This window comes from Nesterenkonia sp. Act20, assembly GCF_019173455.1.
Lineage (GTDB): Bacteria > Actinomycetota > Actinomycetes > Actinomycetales > Micrococcaceae > Nesterenkonia.
The window spans coordinates 122,737-138,564 of record NZ_JADPQH010000001.1; the positions used below are offsets into that span (position 1 = coordinate 122,737).

Consider the following 15,828-nt stretch of genomic DNA (forward strand, 5'->3'; position numbering starts at 1 on the left):
CTTGGGAGACAGAGGGATTCGGGCGGGGAAGCGCAGGGCGCAACGCTTGTGACAACCCTGCCATGGGCTGAGGGATTCCCGTGGGTGAGCCGCCCGGCCGGCCCGTAGGATTGAGCCATGGCCCACTACGACCTCTCCATCATCGGCTCCGGCTCCGGAAATTCCCTCATCACACCCTTCTGGGACGATAAACGCGTCGTCCTGGCGGATAAGGGTTCGGGCGGGACAGGCGCCTTCGGCGGCACCTGCCTGAATGTGGGCTGCATTCCCACGAAGATGTTCGTCCGGCCCGCCGCGCTGGCTCGCGGACCGGAGGAGGCCGCCCGACTCAACGTCACCCAGGAGACCACCGACGTGGACTGGCCGGGGATGCGGGACCGGATCTTCTCGCGCATCGACGCGATCTCCTCGGGGGGCCACCGGTACCGCGAGGAGCTCGATCATGTGGACCTCGTGGAGGAGAAGGTCACGCTCAGCGGAGACTTCAGCCAGGCGCCCTTCGCGTTCGTCTCTGAGTCGGGGGTTCGGGCCCAGGCTGATCGCATGGTCATCGCAGCCGGATCACGCCCGGTGCTGCCCCAGGTCCCCGGCATGGACCTCCCCGGCGTGCACACCTCCGACACCGTCATGCGTATCGAGGATCGGCCGGAGAAGATCCTCATCATCGGCGGAGGCTATATCGCCTGTGAGTTCGCCGGGGTGTTCTCGGCATTCGGCACCGAGGTCATTCAGGTCAATCGCAGTCGAGGGTTGATGAACGCAATGGACGCGGACATCTCCGCGGCGTTCTCCGCCGAGGCCGAGCAGAACTGGACCGTGCGCTATGAACGCACCGTCACCAGCATCACCGAGCAGGGCCAGGGACTCCGAGTGGAACTGGTCACCTCCGATGGTCGGATCGAAGACCATGACGTCGACCTGGTCCTGGTGGCCATAGGACGCACCCCGAACACCGATCTTCTCGGCGCTGCCGAGGTGGGACTGGACGTGCACCCGGACGGTCGATTGGCGGTGGACGAGTACCAGCGGGTCCTGATGCAGGGGGAGCCCGTGGAGGGTCTCTACGCGCTGGGAGACATCAGCTCCCCGGCCATGCTCAAGCATGTGGCGAATCAGGAGGCCCGCGTGGTCGCGCACAACCTGGAGCACCCGGACGCGATTCGCCGCTCCCGCCAACAGGCCATTCCCGCAGCGGTCTTCTCCTTCCCGGAGATCGCCCAGGTCGGGCTCACCGAAGCTCAGGCCGAAGAGGCCGTAGGCGCCGAGAACCTGACCACCAAGATCCAGAACTACGGCGACACCGCCTACGGGTGGGCCATGGAGGACAGTCACGGCATCTTCAAGGTCATCGCTGATCGTCGCAGCGGGCAGATCCTCGGGGCACACGTCCTGGGACATCAGGCCTCGAACCTCATCCAGCCGGTCATCCAGGCGATGAGCTTCGGCCAGGACGCCTATACCGCGGCACGCGGCCAGTACTGGATCCACCCGGCGCTGATGGAGGTCACCGAGAACGCGCTCCTCGGTCTCGAGGTCCCGATCCCCGAGGACGCACCGCTCTGAGCGCCTCCCGCTGACCGTCCGGTCTACCCATGCGCTCTGACTGCCCGGCGATCGGGGCGCCGCCGAGTTCTCAGGAATGGAATGCGAACAGTGCCAGTTGTTGGGAGTGAAGCACCACAACGAACACGCGATACGACTGATCCGACGCCGGGGGCATGCCGCTCCCGTCCCGAAAGGAGCCTGATATGGCTGAACGCGTAGATTTCTGGTTTGACCCGCTGTGCCCCTTCGCCTGGGCCACCTCCCGCTGGATTCTCGAAGTGGAGCAGGTCCGTGACATCGAAGTGCACTGGAACGTGATGAGCCTCGGTGTGCTCAACGAGGACAAGAATCCCTCACCTGCAGAGGATGCCGAACAGCTTGCTCGCTGGATCCCCGCCCGGGCAGCGACCGCCGTCGCGTTGAAGCACGGCGAGGAGAAGGTCGGCGAGTTCTACACCGCGGCCGGCACCGAGATCCACAACAACGGCAACAAGGACTTCGAGTCCGCCACGCTCAAAGCGCTGCGCGCCGTGGGCCTTGACGAGGGTCTCCTGGCCGTGGCCAAGACCGACACCAACGACGACGAGATGCGCGCCTCGCACAACCGGGGCATCTCCCAGGTGGGTCAGGACGTCGGCACCCCGATCGTGGCGTTCCAGGGGACGGCATTCTTCGGCCCGGTGATCACCCGCATCCCGCGCGGCGAGGACGCCGGAAAGATCTTCGACGGCGCAGTGGCGCTGGCGGAGTACCCGTACTTCTTCGAGCTCAAGCGCTCGCGCACGGAGTCCCCGGTCTTCGACTGATCGAGACTGCTGGGGCATGAGAACGCCGGTGGGGGCAATGCCCTCACCGGCGTTCTCATGCGCTGCTCAGTCTTCGCGGATCACTTTGTGCTGCGCCGCCTGTGCCACGGGGCGCACGACCACCTGATCCAGATTCACGTGGTGGGGCAGCGTGACAGCGGTGGCGATGATCTCCGCGATGTCCTCGGCCATGAGGGGCTTCTTCACCCCGCGGTAGACGGCCTCCGCGGCCGCAGCGTCTCCGCGCAGCCGCTTGGCGCTGAACTCCTCGGTGTGCACCATGCCGGGGAGCACCTCGATGACGCGGATGTTGTGCTCTGCCTCCTCCAGGCGCAGCGCCCCGGTCAGCGCATGCTCACCGAACTTTGCCGCGTTGTAGCCGGCCCCACCTTCATAGGCGTCGAGTGCAGCGGTCGAGGTCACATTGAGGATGGTGCCTTCACCGTGGGCACGCAGCATCGGGATGAAGGCGCGGATCATGTTGAGCGGGCCCAGAACATTGACCTCGTACATCCAGCGCCAGTCCTCGGCATGTCCTTCGGCCACCGAGTCCATGCCCAGAGCGCCGCCGGCGTTGTTGATCAGCGTGTCGATCCCGCCCGCGGCCGTGACCTCGGCCAGCGCAGCGTCCACCTGTTCCGGGTCGGTCACATCACAGATGAGCGGAATGATCCCCTCCTGCTCGGCCAGGCTCTCGAGCTTCTCCGCTCGTCGAGCCACGGCGAAGACGCGCCAACCCTCCGTGGTGAGTCGGTGTGCGGTGGCCGCGCCGATTCCGGAGGAGGCGCCGGTCACCAGCGCGCTGCGGGTGGAGATATCAGTCTGAATCATGAGGACAGCCTAGTGAGGCCGAGAGGCAGTCACCATGTGAGGGTCGAATGGTGAGACGACGCCGACTCAGGACTTGGAGGACCGCACCGCCAGAGACAGCCGATCAAACACCAGCTGTCGGGTCGGGCCCAGGTCGCTGAGGTCCCAGACGCTGTGCCGAGCTCCGCGTGCCCAGCGCACCGTCTCCCCGAGGTCTCGGGTCAATGAGTCGCGCCGCTCCGCCACGGCGCGCCGGACGTCGCCCGCGACCCAGGCATATCGATGCCCGACGGCGGCGTCCTCCAGCGTTGGCGTGGGCTCGCCCAAGGTGCGCAGTGCCCAGGCATGCGCGAGTCCCGGGCGCGCCGCGTCGGCGAGGGCCATGGAGCCGTAGAACCGTCCGTTGAGGTCGATCAGGTGCGGTGTCTCCTGCTCGTCCAACAGGAACTGCAGCTCGACGAGACCCTCCCAGCCGATACTTGTGAGCAGGGACTCTGCCCGGGCCGCCAGCTCGGCATCCACCGGGACGGTCTGGGCTCGGGTCGAGACCCCGTTGGGAGTCGGGAAGACCCGGGAGCTGATCTGCTGGACCCTGCCGTCGAGCCGTCCGTGATGAAAGAGGCCCACCAGGGCGCTGAGCGAACCCTCGATCGGCTTCTGCAGAACTGCGCGGGCGCCAGCGGCGTTGATGCGTTCCACCTGGGGCAGAGCCTGGCGGGGCCCGTCGAAGCGCTGCGCCTCGATCCGGTACGGCATCGTCTGGCCCGGGCTCCAATGTTCACGGCATTTGACCACCACGGGTCCGATCCACAGGCGCAGCGTTTCCTCGGTGGCAGCAACTGTGCGGGGAGTGGCGATCCCGGCACGTGCCGCCGCCTGGGCGAGCTCCAGCTTGTCCAGTGCATTGCGCACGGCGTGGGCCGGGGGGTGAGCCACCGGTGCCGGGATCTGCTCCCGGAACTCGGCGAGGGCTGCCATCCAGTCATCGCCGGCACCGAAGACGATGTCGTAGCCTCCGCTGCGCACGGCCTCCTGGACATCGTGGACGAAGGCGGCGCCGTCACCGCGCGGGCGAGCGACCACATGACGCCGGGCGCACGCCTTCGATGCGGTGACCATGCCACCGCCGTCGGGGGTCCCAACACCCACGGTCCAGCCGGAGCGGTGCAGAGCGCGCACTGCGGCGAGCGAGCCCCGGTCACGGGCGGTGCTGACGATCAAGGCTCGGCGGTGCATCACCTTAGTGACTCTACCAACGCTTCACCTCCCATTCGGCGAGGCGACGCGGGTTAGGCTGTGACGCGCCAGAGACCACAGAAGAGAGACGACCATGCTCGGGGGAACGCGATGAGCCGGCGGGGGAGCGGGGCAGAAGGCCCCGGACGTTTCAGCGTCTCCCGGGCCGCTCTGCTGGTGACCGCGCTGACAGCCGCCTCCACACTGTTGGGGCTGGCGCGCGACGTCGTCATCGGTGCTGTCTACGGCGCCGGCCCGGAGCTTGATGCCTACCTCGTCGCCCAGGGCCTGATGAGCATCGTGCTCGGTCTCGTCGCGGATGCCGTCTCACGTTCGGTCACTCCCCGGGTCGCTCGGGAGGCGGCTGGGGAGTCAGGGCAGTGTCGCGGGCACCGCGGCTTCGACGTCGCGCTGACCGTCACGCTCGTCGTGCTGGGCCTCGCAGGGGTGATCGTCGGGCTGCTCGCCGGCCCGGTGACGTCGCTGATCGCGCCGGGGTTCAGCGGGGAACAGGCCGACGTGGCGGCCACCCTGACCCGGGTGATGCTGCTGGCCACCGTCCTTGTCGCCGGCACCGACCTGCTCGCCTCCCTGGTGCAGGCTCACGGAAGATTCGCCTGGTCCTCGTTGGAGGGCGTGCCGTTCAACATCATCATGATCGCGGCGGCCTCGCTGTTCGGTCCGCAGCACGGGGTGGTGGCGCTCGCCGTCGGCTTCGTCATCGGTTCCGGGGCACGGCTGGCCATGCAGCTGCCTCCGGTGCGTCGCATCGGGATTCCGCTGCGCGCCCGGGTCAATCTGCGCGACCCCGGCTTCCTGGAGATCGCCCGTCTGGTCCCGCCGATGCTGGTGGGCACGGCCGTGGTCAACGTGAACACGCTGGTGGACCGGGCGGTGGGTTCAACACTGCAGGAGGGGGCGATCACCGCGCTCTCCTACGGCTGGCGACTGATCCACCTGCCCGAGACCCTGGTCATCACCGCGCTGCTGGTCCCGCTCTACCCCGCACTGAGCGCTGCAGCCTCGGATCGCAGCGAGGTGCGTGGTCTGGTCCGACAGGGCATGGCCGTCACGGTCACGGTGCTGACCCCGCTGACGGTGCTGCTGGTGCTCGCCGCCCGGCCACTCGTGGACCTGGCCTTCGGCCACGGGGCCTTCGATGCCCAGGCCGTCACGGACACGGCGCTCGCCGTCGCCTGGTACGCGCCGGCGCTGATCGCCCTGGGCTGTCGGCAGATCGTGGTGCGAGCCTCCTACGCGGTGGGCGATGCGGCGTCGCCGGTGGTGGTGGCGGTGCTGGCGATGGTGCTCAACGTGGCAGGCGACCTTCTGCTCGCGCCGATCATGGGCATCGCCGGCATCGCCGCGGCGACCACCGCTTCGCTGGTGCTGGCGGCGGTGCTGAACATCTGGCTGCTGCATCGCCGACACCGCGGGGTGGACCTGCGGGGCGCCGCGGGGCTGCTGGGCCGCGCGCTCGGGCTCGGAGCTCTCGCGCTCGCGGCCGGCTACGCGGTCTCAGCGGCCTCCTGGATGCCGGGCAACCTCATGCCGGCGCAGCCCGATGCCGGAGCCTCCGCCTCGGCAGGGGTGCTCGGCGCGGTGGTCATCGCCGCCGTCGTCGCCGCGGTCTATGTGCTCGGGTTGATCCTGCTGCGCGCACCCGAGCGCTGGGTCCTGGCTCGCGGCGTGAACCTGCTGCGGCGCGGCCGCTGATCTTCGGGCCGCTGATTCACGGTCGCTGATCCTCGGGCCCCGGGTGGAGGCGGAGCCTGAGCTGCGGGCCCTCGGCCCAGGCCGGAGCTCGCGGCCTCGGGTGCGGATGACGGGCTGCTTCGTGAAAGAATGGTCCAATGGCTGAACAGATCACGGGCACAGACGCGCCCGTCAAGACCCCCGACGTGCCCGAGAAGCCCGCCCTGGAGGGCCTGGAGGAGAAGCTCCACGCCGCCTGGCAGGCAGAGGAGATCTACCACTTCAACGAGGACACCCAGCGGTCCCAGGTGTACTCCATCGATACGCCTCCACCCACCGCATCGGGCTCGCTGCACGTGGGACATATGTTCTCCTACACGCAGACCGACGTGATGGCGCGCTTCATGCGCATGTCGGGCAAGAACGTCTTCTACCCGCTGGGCTGGGACGACAACGGACTGCCCACCGAGCGGCGAGTGCAGAACTACTACGGGGTGCGCTGCGATCCCGCGCAGCCCTACGACCCTGACTACACCCCGCCGGAGAAGCCCGCGAAGAACCAGCGCGACTGGGACGCGATCAGCAGGGCGAACTTCATCGAGCTCTGTGAGACGCTCACCGTCGAGGACGAGAAGGTCTTCGAGGACCTCTTCTCCCGGCTCGGCCTGTCGGTGGACTGGCGGCAGACCTACCGCACCATCGACGACGACTCCCGTGCCGCCTCCCAGCGGGCGTTCCTGCGCGACATCCAGGCCGGCAACGCCTACACCGCCCAGGCGCCGACGCTGTGGGACATCACCTTCCGCACTGCCGTGGCGCAGGCCGAGCTCGAGGCGAAGGACCACCCCGGCGCGTACCACCGCTATCCGTTCACCGTGAAGGACACCGGGGAGCAGGTCTTCATCGAGACCACCCGTCCAGAGCTGCTGCCCTCCTGCGTGGCGCTGGTCGCCCACCCGGACGACGAGCGCTACCAGCACCTCTTCGGCAAGACCGTCATCTCGCCGCTCTTCGGCGTCGAGGTCGAGGTCAAGTCCCACGGCCTGGCACAGCCCGACAAGGGCTCCGGCGTGGCGATGATCTGCACCTTCGGCGACATGACCGATGTGACCTGGTGGCGCGAGCTGCAGCTTCCCACCCGCGCGCTGATCGGCCGCGACGGCCGCTTCTCCCGCGAGACCCCGGAATGGATCACCTCCGAGGCCGGAGCCCAGCACTACGAGCAGCTGGCCGGAAAGACCGTGCACTCCGCGAAAGAGGCAGTGGTCGAGCTGCTCAAGGCCGAGGACCTGCTCGACGGCGAGCCGAAGAAGATCACCCACGCGGTGCACTTCTACGAGAAGGGTGACAAGCCGCTCGAGGTCGTCACCTCCCGGCAGTGGTACATCCGCAATGGCGGGCGCGACGCCGGACGGCGCGAGAAGATGATCGCCCGCGGCAAAGAGATCTCCTGGCACCCCGCCTTCATGCGCTCACGCTACGAGAACTGGGTGGAAGGCCTCAACGGGGACTGGCTGGTCTCCCGGCAACGCTTCTTCGGCGTGCCGATCCCGGTCTGGTACCCGCTGAACGCCGACGCCGAGCCCGACTACGACAACCCGCTGCTGCCTGCGGAGACTCAGCTTCCGGTGGACCCTGCCTCGCAGGTCCCGGACGGCTACGAGGAGTCCCAGCGCGGCGTCGCCGGTGGCTTCATCGGTGAGGCCGACGTGCTCGACACCTGGGCGACTTCGGCGATCACCCCGCACATCGCGGGCCGCTGGGAGAAGGACAACGACTTCTTCGACAAGGTCTTCCCCTTCGACCTGCGCCCGCAGGGTCACGACATCATCCGCACCTGGCTCTTCGCCTCGGCGGTCCGCGCGAACTCACTGAACGACTCGGTGCCATGGACCAATGCCGCGATCTCGGGGTGGATCCTCGATCCGGACCGCAAGAAGATGTCCAAGTCCAAGGGGAACGTCGTGGTCCCGACCGAGCCGCTGGAGCAGTTCGGCTCCGACGCGGTGCGCTACTGGGCCGCCTCGGCGAAGCTGGGGGCGGACACCGCCTACGAGGTCGCGCAGATGAAGATCGGACGACGCCTCTCGATCAAGCTGCTCAATGCCTCGAAGTTCGCGCTGAACCTCGGGGTCACCGAGGGCCACATCATCACCGACGAGGCCGGAACTGCAGTGCTCACCGAAGCGCTGGACCGAGCCTTGATCGCGGAGCTGCGCACCGTGGTGGATCAGGCGACCAAGCACTTCGCCGACTACGACTATGCCCGAGCGCTGCAGCTGGTGGAGTCCTTCTTCTGGTCCTTCACCGATGACTACGTCGAACTGGTCAAGGATCGCGCCTACGGATCCCGTGGCGAGGAGGCCCAGGCCTCTGTGTTGGCGGCTCTGGCGACCACGCTCGACTCGCTGCTGCGGCTCTTCGCGCCGATCCTTCCCTTCGTCACCGACGAGGTCTGGCGCTGGTGGCGCCATGGCTCGGTGCACTCCACGCAGTGGCCCACGCCGGCAGGGCTGGAGTCCGTGCAGGGCTCCGCCGGGATGCTGGAGACCGTGGCTCAGGTGCTCTCCGGGCTGCGCAAGGTGAAGTCCGAGGCCAAGGTCAAGCAGCGCACCGAGGTCATCAGTGCGCGGATCTCTGCACGCAGGCAGACGCTCGCCCAGATCGAGGCGGCGCTGCCCGACGTTCAGGCCGCCACTCGGTCTCGTTCGCTGGAGCTTCTCGAGCAGGCCGACGCGGGGCAGTCCGTGGTGGTCACGGACGTTCAGCTCGCCGAAGAAGAGCACCAGCCCGCCCACTAGCAAATTATCGTAGAGCTCTAGCGAATCGTAGGGCTATAGCTCTACGATTCCGCAGAAGCTCTACGATAATTTGCGGGTGAGGGGCGGCGGGTGGGGGGCGGCGGCCGGGTCAGTCGTTCTCGACGTTCGCGGTGCGGATCTCGAGCACGCCTTCGATCTCATGCAGCGCCTCGAAGAGCTGCTCGCGTCCTACCCGCTGAGTCCGCGTGAAGGTCATCGTCGCGTCCACGGCGAACCCGTCGGCGACCTCCATCCGGCGGGTGCGCACCAGCCGGGTCTCGTATCCCAGCTGCGATGCCTCTCCGAGGATCTCGCGCAGGATCCCACGGCCATCGGCGTAGCGCACCACGTACCGCTCGGAGCGATCGTGCCGGGGGAGTCGTCGCACCAGTGTGGTGACCAGCGTGACCGCCAGCAGATAGAGCACCACGGTGAGGGCGGCGATCATCGGCATCCCGGCACCGCAGGCCATGCCCACCGCAGCCGTGACCCAGATCGACGCCGCAGTGGTCAGCCCGGAGACCATGTTCTGCCGCACGAACACCACTCCCGCACCGATGAAGCCGATGCCGCTGACGATCTGCGCGGCGATCCGCGAAGGGTCCAGCACCACATCGCCGCCGAGCAGATGCGAGAACCCGTAGGCCGAGACCAGGGTGAACAGCGCCGAGCCCATGCCCACCAGGATGTGGGTGCGCGCCCCCGCCGACTTCTGCCGCACGTCACGCTCGATGCCGATCGCCGCCGAAAGGACGAACGCGCTCACCAGAAGCAGCACCTGAGTGCCGAAGGTCTCCGGAAAGACATCGATCTCCATGGGTCTCGAATCCTCTGCTCATTGGGATTGTGGGAAAGCCCGCGGGCCAGGGGTGCAGCTCGGGCTGGAATCTAGCACGGTCGTGTGACGCTCAGGTTCTGCGCGCGGTCAGCAGACCCAGTAGACTAGTGCCATCAGCTTCGACCCGGCTATCACCGGTGAGCTTCCGGCGGAACAGGCCCGCGGCATCACGCCGTCACAGCCCCAGTAGAACCGGACGGGTAAGCCCGTCACAGCAGTCATGGAGAGGCCCGACGACGGCGCATCCTGACCTCCTGCACAGGGGCGGGACGCGCATTTGGAGGGCAAGCAAGGTGGTACCGCGCCGTCAAGGCGTCCTTGTGAGCGTGTCAGACCATCAGCTCAGCACACCCGCAGGACGGACCTCCATGACGCAGAACAGCTCTCCCGTGTATCCACGCGCCTCTGCCGCCGACGGCGAGCAGCGCAGGATCCCCGCCTCGCCACGCTTCCCGAAGATCGAAGAGCGAGTGCTGGCGGAGTGGGAGAAGGACGGCACGTTCAAGGCCTCCATCGAGAACCGTCCCACCGAGTCGTCCAGCGGAGTGCCCAACGAGTTCGTCTTCTACGACGGCCCTCCCTTCGCCAACGGTCTGCCGCACTACGGTCACCTGCTCACCGGCTATGTGAAGGACCTCGTGGCGCGCTATCAGACTCAGCGCGGTCGGCGTGTGGAACGTCGCTTCGGCTGGGACACCCACGGGCTCCCTGCCGAGCTGACGGCGATGAAGGAACTCGGCATGACCGACAAGGCCGAGATCGAAGCCCTGGGCGTGGACAAGTTCAACGATGCCTGCCGGGCCTCGGTGCTGAAGTACACCGGTGAATGGGAGGCCTACGTCAACCGGCAGGCCCGCTGGGTGGACTTCGAGAATGACTACAAGACGCTCAACGTCGAGTACATGGAATCGGTCATCTGGGCCTTCAAGCAGCTCCACGAGAAGGGCCTGACCTACCAGGGCTTCCGCGTGCTTCCGTACTGCTGGAAGGACGAGACCCCGCTGTCCAACCATGAGCTGCGCATGGACGACGACGTCTACAAGGAGCGCCAGGACCCTTCGGTCACCGTGGCCTTCCCGATCACCGGGGGCGGAACGCACGGAGATGACCTGGTCGGCGTGAATCTGCTCGCCTGGACCACCACCCCTTGGACGCTGCCCACCAACTTCTCCGTGGCCGTGGGGCCCGACGTGGAGTACGTGGTGGTCGAATCTCCTGCCGATTCGTCCCTGCCGGGGCGGCACATGCTCGCCGCCGAGCTGCTCGGCGCCTATGCCAAAGACCTCGGTTTCACCGATGCCGAAGAGGCCGGAGGAGCCACGGCCGCTGAGGCTGCGGCAGCCGCCGTCGTCGGCCGCTATCAGGGAACCGACCTCGCCGACATCGAGTACACCCCGCTCTGGGACTACTACACCGATGCCGAGACCTGGGGCACCCAACACGCCTTCCGCGTGCTCGTGGAGGACTATGTCACGACGACCGACGGCACCGGCCTGGTCCACCAGGCCTCGGCCTACGGTGAAGAGGATCAGCGCTCCTCGGAAGAGGCAGGCATTCCGGTGATCCTCTCCGTGGACGAGGGTGCGCGCTTCCTGCCGATGTTCGCCCATCCCACCGCCTCCGGCGACGCTCCACTCGCCGAGATCGCCGGTCTCCAGGTCTTCGAGGCCAACCGCACGATCATCAATGCACTCAAGGACTCCGGACGCCTGGTTCGCGAGGCGTCCTATGTGCACTCCTACCCGCACTGCTGGCGCTGCCGGAACCCGCTGATCTACAAGGCCGTCACCTCCTGGTACGTGGCCGTGACCCAGGTCAAAGACCGCATGCTCGAGCTCAACGAGCAGATCAACTGGATCCCGGGCAACGTCAAGCACGGCCAGTTCGGCAAGTGGCTGGAGAACGCTCGGGACTGGTCCATCTCGAGGAACCGCTACTGGGGCAGCCCGTTGCCGGTGTGGGTGTCGGACAATCCGGAGTATCCGCGCACCGAGGTGTACGGCTCGCTGGAGGAGCTCAAGGAGGCGTTCGGCGACTACCCGCGCAACGCCGACGGCGAGCCCGATCTGCACCGCCCCTGGATCGATGACCTGACCCGTCCGAACCCGGACGACCCCACCGGCGCCTCCACCATGCGCCGCGTCGAGGATGTCCTCGACGTCTGGTTCGACTCCGGCTCGATGCAGTTCGCTCAGGTGCACTACCCGTTCGAGAACGCCGAGTGGTTCGCTGAGCATCACCCTGCCGATTTCATCGTGGAGTACATAGGTCAGACCCGCGGCTGGTTCTACACCATGCACGTGCTGGCCACCGCGCTGTTCGACCGGCCCGCCTTCACCAACGTGATCAGTCACGGGATCGTGCTGGGCTCCGACGGACAGAAGATGTCAAAGTCGCTGCAGAACTACCCGGACGTCTCCGAGGTCCTGGACCGCGACGGGTCCGACGCGATGCGCTGGTTCCTGATGGCCAGCCCGATCCTGCGCGGCGGCAACCTGGTGGTCACCGAGGAGGGCATCCGCGAGAGCGTGCGCCAGGTGCTGCTGCCGATGTGGAACGCCTGGCACTTCTTCGCGCTGTACTCCAACACGGCGAATCAGGGTGCCGGCTACCAGGCGAAGGCGGTGGGAGCCGACGACGTCGCCAGCCCGCTGGATCGCTACATCCTCGCTGCCACCGGTGATCTGGTCCGCGAGGTCACCGCAGCGTTGGACGCCTACGACGTCTCCGCCGCCTGCGAGTCGCTGCGACGGTTCTCGGACACGTTGACCAACTGGTACATCCGTCGGTCCCGCGCACGGTTCTACGCCGAGGACTTCGCCGCCTATGACGTGCTCTACACCGTGCTCGAGACCTTCGCCCGAGTGTCCGCCCCGCTGCTCCCGCTGATCAGCGAGGAGATCTGGCGCGGGCTGACCGGTGGTCGCTCGGTGCACCTGGCCGACTGGCCCGACCCGCAGGAGTACCTGCGCGATGAGCGCGCCGTGGAGCTGATGGAACTGACCCGCACGATCAGCTCGGCTGGCTCCTCGCTGCGCAAGCAGGCGAACCTCCGGGTGCGCCAGCCGCTGGCGAAGCTCAGTGTGGTCGTGCCGCAGGCGGAGTCCCTCGCGGGCACCTATCAGCAGATCATCGCCGATGAGCTGAACCTCAAGGAGGTTCAGCTGCTCGACGCCGCCGACACGGACGCCGCGGACTGGGGGATCGGTCAGCAGCTGGTGGTCAATGCCCGCGCCGTCGGACCCCGCCTGGGCAAGCAGGTCCAGCAGGCGATCAAGGGGGCAAAGTCCGGGGACTGGTCGGTGGAGAACGGGACGGTCACCGCCGGTGGGCTGGAGCTTTTCGAGGGCGAGTACACGCTGACCACCACGGTCTCCGAGCAGCTCGGCGAGAAGGTGGTCACGGTGCTCGACGGCTCCGGCGGCTTCCTGGTGCTGGACACCGCCCTGAGCGAAGAGCTGATCGCGGAGGGGATCGCCCGTGACCTGATCCGCAGCATCCAGCAGGCACGCAAGGATGCTGATCTGCAGGTCTCGGATCGCATCGAGACCACGGTCACCGCCTCGCCCGATGTGGTGTCTGCCCTGCAGGCGCACCGTCAGCTCGTCTCCGAGGAGACTCTCACGGTGGATCTGCATCCGGTTCCCTGCGAGACTGCAGCTGAGCCCACGATCCATGTTTCCGTCGTCGAAGGAGCCCGGTAGTGCCAGAGGAACTCGACCAGTTCTCGGTGGCCAGCGTCTACGCTGAGCTGCTCTCCCGTGCGCCGGAGAACAAGATGGAACCACGTATGGCGCCCATGTTTGAGGCCATGGACCTGCTCGGTGAGCCGAACAAGTCCGCCCCGGTCATCCACATCACCGGCACCAACGGCAAGACCTCCACGGCGCGGATGATCGAGGCCGGTCTGATGGCCCACGACATCCGAGTGGGTCGCTACACCTCACCGCATCTGTCCTCGGTCACCGAGCGCATCTGCCTCGACGGCCAGCCGGTGGAGGATGAGACCTTCGTGCGCATCTGGGACGAGGTGCGGCCCTTCATCAGCATGGTGGATGCGAACCTCGCCGAGCGCGGAGAGGTGCCGCTGACCTATTTCGAATGTGTCACCATCCTCGCCTTCGCCGTCTTCGCCGATGCTCCCGTGGACGTCATGGTGCTCGAGGTGGGTCTCGGTGGCATCACCGATGCCACCAACGTCGCCGATGGTTCGGTCAGCGTGATCACGCCGATCAGCCTCGACCACACGGACCTCCTCGGCGACGACGAACGCGATATCGCGCTGGAGAAGGCCGGCATCATCAAGGAGAACGGCTTCCTCATCTCGGCCGCCCAGGTGCCGGCAGCGGCCGACGTGCTGCTGGCGGAGGCGCGCGAGAAGAACGTGCCTTTCCGCTTCGAAGGCGTGGAGTTCGGCGTGGAGTCCCGGGTTCCCGGAGTGGGTGGTCAGCAGCTGACCGTCTCGGGTCTGGCGGGACGCTACCCCGAGATCCTGCTGCCCCTGCACGGAGCGCACCAGGCGGAGAACTTCGCGGTCGCAGTCGCAGCCTTGGAGGCGTTCATCGGCGGCGGCACCCAGGAGCTGAACATCGAGCATCTGCGACTCGCCGCTGAGAACGTCACCGCCCCAGGACGCCTGGAGACCCTGCGCACCGGGCCGAGCATCATCGTCGACGCCGCGCACAATCCTGCGGGGATCGAGGCCAGCGCCCAGGCGCTCAAGGAGAGCTTCGGCCTCTCCCGGCTGGTGCTGGTGGTGGGGATCCTGCAGGACAAGGACGCTCGAGAGATGCTGACCAGCCTGTACAAGGAGTACGAGGGGCTGGTCGAGGACATCTGCTTCACCCAGTCCACCTCTCCTCGGGCCATCCCCGCCGGTCAGCTCGGAACGCTCGCGCTGGACGTGGGCTACGCGGAGGAGGACATCTACGTGACCGAACGGTTGGATGATGCCATCGACTGGGCGGTGGGCCGCGCGGATCAGGCCGACCCGGGCCTGATCGGCGGAGTCCTGATCACCGGATCCGTCACCGTGGTCGGCGAGGCCCGCACCCTGCTGGGTGCACCTGAGCCGGCATGAGTGAGACGGTGGGTCAGATGAGCGACGACGGTTCCACGCCGCAGCGGAAACCGCCGCGGCAGACCCGGGCGCAGCGCGAGTGGCGTCCGGGACAGGTCAAGGCCCCGCGCTCGGTCAAGACGCTGTTCGCCTCCACAGTGCTGTGCCTCGAGGCTGTGCTGATGTTCTTCTTCAGCCTCGCCGCCTGGGGGCTGAACCAGAATGGGCCCTACGCGTGGTGGTTGCTGGGCGGTTCGCTCCTGTTGGGGCTGATCCTGATCCTGACCTGCGCGGTGCTGCAGCGACCCGGGGGATATGTGTTCGGCTGGGTGCTGCAGTTCGTGATGCTCTTCGGATTCATCGGAGTCGCGCTGCTGACCAGCGCGGGTCTGATCGTGCCGCTCGCGGCGCTCCCCGGCGTGGCCTTCATGGCCTGCTGGTGGTACGCGGTGAGCAAGGGCGAACAGCTGGACGACGAAAAGATGCAGAGATTCCAGGCAGAAGAAGCCCTGGCTCAAGACGCTACTAGTGAGGAGAACAACGATGACTGAACGGACCCTGATCCTGGTGAAGCCCGACGGTGTCCAGCGTGGACTGACCGGTGAGATCCTGCGCCGAGTGGAGGCCAAGGGCTACCGCATCGCCGCGCTGCAGCAGCTCGACGCGAGCACCGAGAAGCTGGCGAAGCACTACGCGGAGCATGAGGGCAAGTCTTTCTACCAGCCGCTGGTGGACTTCATGCTCTCCGGTCCCGTGGTCGCAGCGGTGCTGGAGGGCGACCGCGTCATCGAAGGCTTCCGCTCCCTCGCGGGCAGCACCGAGCCCACGACGGCGGCGCCGGGCACCATCCGCGGTGACCTCGGCCGAGACTGGGGCGAGAAGGTCCAGAAGAACCTGGTCCATGGCTCGGATTCGGTGGAGTCGGCCGAGCGGGAGATCGATATCTGGTTCAGCTGAGAACTCTCGCGGAGCTCTGAGAGCGCATGACTGAGGCCCGGGACGAAGAGTCTCGGGCCTCAGTCGCGTCTGGCACCGGCA

The 15,828-nt window shown here is 67.1% G+C and carries 11 protein-coding genes; 8 read left to right on the forward strand and 3 right to left on the reverse strand.

Features of this window, described 5'->3' with window-relative positions:
- Positions 1–117 precede the first annotated feature (117 nt).
- Complete coding sequence (locus tag IY716_RS00620) at positions 118–1,563, forward strand: mycothione reductase (RefSeq protein WP_218219745.1); 1,446 nt, start codon at positions 118–120, stop codon at positions 1,561–1,563.
- 185 nt (positions 1,564–1,748) lie between these two features.
- Positions 1,749–2,351, forward strand: coding sequence for a DsbA family protein (locus tag IY716_RS00625; protein WP_218219746.1), 603 nt, complete (start codon positions 1,749–1,751; stop codon positions 2,349–2,351).
- A gap of 66 nt (positions 2,352–2,417) precedes the next feature.
- On the opposite strand, the gene IY716_RS00630 is transcribed toward IY716_RS00625, so the two are convergent.
- Together IY716_RS00630 and IY716_RS00635 are read right to left on the reverse strand one after the other, a co-directional pair.
- Positions 2,418–3,182 (reverse strand): SDR family oxidoreductase, encoded by a 765-nt coding sequence (locus IY716_RS00630; protein WP_218219747.1) that lies wholly within the window; start codon positions 3,180–3,182, stop codon positions 2,418–2,420.
- Positions 3,183–3,248: 66 nt separating this feature from the next.
- Positions 3,249–4,397: an ATP-grasp domain-containing protein gene (locus IY716_RS00635; RefSeq protein WP_218221315.1), complete on the reverse strand. Its 1,149-nt coding sequence runs from the start codon at positions 4,395–4,397 to the stop codon at positions 3,249–3,251.
- A gap of 111 nt (positions 4,398–4,508) precedes the next feature.
- On the opposite strand from IY716_RS00635, the gene murJ reads away from it, so the two are divergent.
- Both murJ and valS read left to right on the forward strand, forming a co-directional pair.
- Positions 4,509–6,113 carry a murein biosynthesis integral membrane protein MurJ gene (gene murJ / locus IY716_RS00640; RefSeq protein WP_218219748.1) on the forward strand — a complete coding sequence of 535 codons (1,605 nt, stop codon included), beginning with the start codon at positions 4,509–4,511 and terminating at the stop codon, positions 6,111–6,113.
- Positions 6,114–6,250: 137 nt separating this feature from the next.
- Entirely contained in the window at positions 6,251–8,893 is a 2,643-nt protein-coding gene (gene valS / locus IY716_RS00645; protein ID WP_218219749.1) for a valine--tRNA ligase, read from the forward strand.
- Between the two features lie 109 nt (positions 8,894–9,002).
- Here valS and IY716_RS00650 read toward each other — a convergent pair whose 3' ends face one another.
- The gene (locus IY716_RS00650; RefSeq protein ID WP_218219750.1) at positions 9,003–9,710 is read right to left on the reverse strand and encodes an MgtC/SapB family protein; all 708 of its coding nucleotides are present in this window, start codon (positions 9,708–9,710) and stop codon (positions 9,003–9,005) included.
- A gap of 389 nt (positions 9,711–10,099) precedes the next feature.
- On the opposite strand from IY716_RS00650, the gene ileS reads away from it, so the two are divergent.
- From ileS to ndk, 4 genes are read left to right on the forward strand one after another with little or no spacing between them, the layout of a single operon-like run.
- Positions 10,100–13,435 carry an isoleucine--tRNA ligase gene (gene ileS, locus IY716_RS00655; protein ID WP_218219751.1) on the forward strand — a complete coding sequence of 1,112 codons (3,336 nt, stop codon included), beginning with the start codon at positions 10,100–10,102 and terminating at the stop codon, positions 13,433–13,435.
- On the forward strand, positions 13,435–14,811 hold the full coding sequence (locus IY716_RS00660) for a folylpolyglutamate synthase/dihydrofolate synthase family protein (RefSeq protein WP_369699536.1): 1,377 nt from the start codon (positions 13,435–13,437) through the stop codon (positions 14,809–14,811). Before ileS ends, IY716_RS00660 begins: the two co-directional genes overlap by 1 nt.
- Complete coding sequence (locus tag IY716_RS00665) at positions 14,808–15,341, forward strand: DUF4233 domain-containing protein (RefSeq protein ID WP_255316377.1); 534 nt, start codon at positions 14,808–14,810, stop codon at positions 15,339–15,341. Before IY716_RS00660 ends, IY716_RS00665 begins: the two co-directional genes overlap by 4 nt.
- The gene (gene ndk / locus IY716_RS00670) at positions 15,334–15,747 is read left to right on the forward strand and encodes a nucleoside-diphosphate kinase (protein WP_218219752.1); all 414 of its coding nucleotides are present in this window, start codon (positions 15,334–15,336) and stop codon (positions 15,745–15,747) included. Before IY716_RS00665 ends, ndk begins: the two co-directional genes overlap by 8 nt.
- Positions 15,748–15,828 lie beyond the last annotated feature (81 nt).